The sequence below is a fragment of the Cellulomonas sp. P4_B5_2 genome (genome assembly GCF_056402235.1).
Genome location: NZ_JBFUHU010000441.1, coordinates 1 through 2,379, shown reverse-complemented (window position 1 = coordinate 2,379; position 2,379 = coordinate 1). Strand labels below are relative to the sequence as shown.

The window sequence follows — 2,379 nt, the reverse complement described above, 5'->3', positions numbered from 1 at the left end:
GTGCTGGAGCAGGCCGACGACGACGACCTCGCGCTGGCCGACGAGGTCACCGACGCGGTCCTGGCCGTCGTGCGCGCCGCGATCGGCGACGCCGACCCCGGCACCGGGCACGCGCCCTGGCTGGGCCTCCTGACGCTCCCCGCCGTCGACGGTGAGCCGACACCCGCCCACGGCCTGGTGCTCCCGGACGGGCCCGCGGCCGACCTGCTGGACCCGCGCGTGCTGGCGCCCGTGACCCTCGAGGCGGTGGAGCGCTGGGGCGCCGCGACCCTCGTCGCCGTCGGGGTGCGCGACGACCTCGCGGTGGTGCACGTGGCCGACGTGGTGGCCGAGCCCGCCGCGATCGACCCGGACGGCACCGACGACGCCAGCCTTGCCGCGCAGTCGCTCGACGCCTGGCCCGACTACCTCGCGCACCTGTCCACGACGCTCGGCGGCGGCGAGTACGTGGGCGACGTCGACGCGGTGGCCGACCTGGACGCGGTCGAGGAGGGTCGCTGGTCCGACGTCCTCGCGCGGCTCGCCTCCGTCCCCGCACTGCGGCGTGCGCTGCTGGACCGGGTGCGCGGCGAGCGCGGGGCGACCGCGTCCTCGTACACCGCCTGGTGGCTGCGCGAGCGGGGGCCGGACCGGCTCGACGGCATCTTCGCGATCGACAGCGACGAGACGGAGCCGACCCTCCGGGACGTGCTGCCGGCGGTGCCGGACGTGCTGCGGGGGCTCGACGCGGGGATCCAGCGGGCGCTGGGCGGCGTGGGCCGATTCGACGAGCTCGGTGCCGACGCGTGGGTGCGGGTGCTCGACGCGCTCGGGCACCCCGGCTCCCCTGTGGACGAGCGGACCGCGGTGGCCCTGTGGCGGGGTATCGCGGCAGCGGCCGCACGCTCGGACGGGGGACCGCAGGCGCGTCCGGCRGAGCGGATCCCGGCGCTCGTCGCCCCGGCGCAGGTGGCGGTGGTGCACGCCGACGACGCGGCCGTCGCCGAGCAGCCCATGTGGTGGCAGCGCACGGACGTGGCGGCCATGGTGCCGGCCACCCGGGCGCACGCGGACGCCCTGGCGGCGCTGCTGGATCTGCCGCTGGCCACGGAGCTGGCGGCCGGCGAGATCGACGACGCGGACCGCTGCGTGGAGCAGCCCGTGCCGGCGGAGGTCTCCGCGCTCCTGGACGACGCCCCGGCCACGTGGTGGGAGCACGAGGAGCTGACGGTCGACGGAGCGCCGGTGGACTGGTGGGTGACCGGCGAGGGTGCGCACGCGGTGGTCCGTGCCGTGCACGCGGCGGGACTGGCTGCCGGGTTGGCGCAGGCGGGCGGGCGCTGGTCGGCGCGGCACGCGATCGAGGCGGTCCTCGTGGCGCCGGAGCGCGCGGCGGAGCTGGTGATCGGGACCGTGCTCGACGACCCGATCGGGCCCTGACTAGTCCTGAGCGGGCGGCTCGTCGGCCGGTGCCGCTGGGGGAACGGGCCGGTGCCGGCGGGCCCAGTCGGCCCCGAGCAGGCCGAGGGCGACCCCCGTGGCGCAGACCCACACGATGTCCCACTCGACCTCGCCCGTGAGTGCGAGGACCCCGGTCACCAGCAGCGCCAGCACCCAGATCCCGGTGCCCACGAGAACCACCCGCTCGAGGTCGATGGCGACCGGAGGGGGAGTGGTGCGGGTCGGGTGCAGCAGGGTGGCGAACGGCGAGGGCACGTCAGAAGCGTAGTCGCCCGCGCCGGGGCGTCAGGCGGTCGGCGAGACCGCGAGCGCCGTCGCGGTCGCGTACGCCTCGGACACGGCGGTCAGGTGTGCCTGTGCCACGTCACGGGGCACGAGCCCTGTCGCGGCGACACCCTCGGTGTCGTTCTCCTCGTGCGCCATCACGGCCGCCAGCACCGGCCCGTACACCCCGGTCTGGTCGCGCAGGGCGTGCGCGATCTGCTCGGACACGCCCGAGCGCTCCACGAGCGAGTCCACGGACAGGTGCTCCTGCGCGGCGACCGCGGAGAGGAGCCCGACGGTGTACCCCGCGTCGGAGCCCGTCAGGGTTCCGCACGTCAGCGCGCGAGCGAGGATCGACCAGAGCGCGCCGACCGTCGCCGGGCGCGCGTCGACCAGAGAGGCCATGGCCAGTGCGCTCAGCTGCCGCGGGCCCAGGAGGACGACGGCGTGCCGCACCGAGTCGATGTGGCGGCGCACCCCGGTCGCGCTCGAGTTGACCATGGCCAGCACCCGCATGCTCAGCTCAGGGTCCGACTCGACGGTGTGGACGATCGCCTCGTGGTCGGGCGACTCGGCCGAGAGGAGGCGGACCAGGGTCAGGCACTGGATCTCGCCGGCCCGGAAGTCGCGACCCGTGCCCTCCGCGCGACGCTCGAACATGGGGCCCTGCAGGAG

Annotated in this window: 2 protein-coding genes and 1 pseudogene; 1 reads left to right on the top strand and 2 read right to left on the bottom strand. The window is 76.2% G+C overall.

What is annotated here, in order from left to right:
* Positions 1-1,419 (top strand): annotated as a pseudogene (locus AC1DUQ_RS20840) (sacsin N-terminal ATP-binding-like domain-containing protein); the annotation flags it as partial.
* Here AC1DUQ_RS20840 and AC1DUQ_RS20835 read toward each other — a convergent pair.
* Positions 1,420-1,695: a DUF2530 domain-containing protein gene (locus AC1DUQ_RS20835; protein ID WP_477060024.1), complete on the bottom strand. Its 276-nt coding sequence runs from the start codon at positions 1,693-1,695 to the stop codon at positions 1,420-1,422.
* 30 nt (positions 1,696-1,725) lie between these two features.
* Positions 1,726-2,379 (bottom strand): HDOD domain-containing protein (locus tag AC1DUQ_RS20830; RefSeq protein WP_477074528.1); only part of this gene is annotated, 654 nt, incomplete at its 5' end.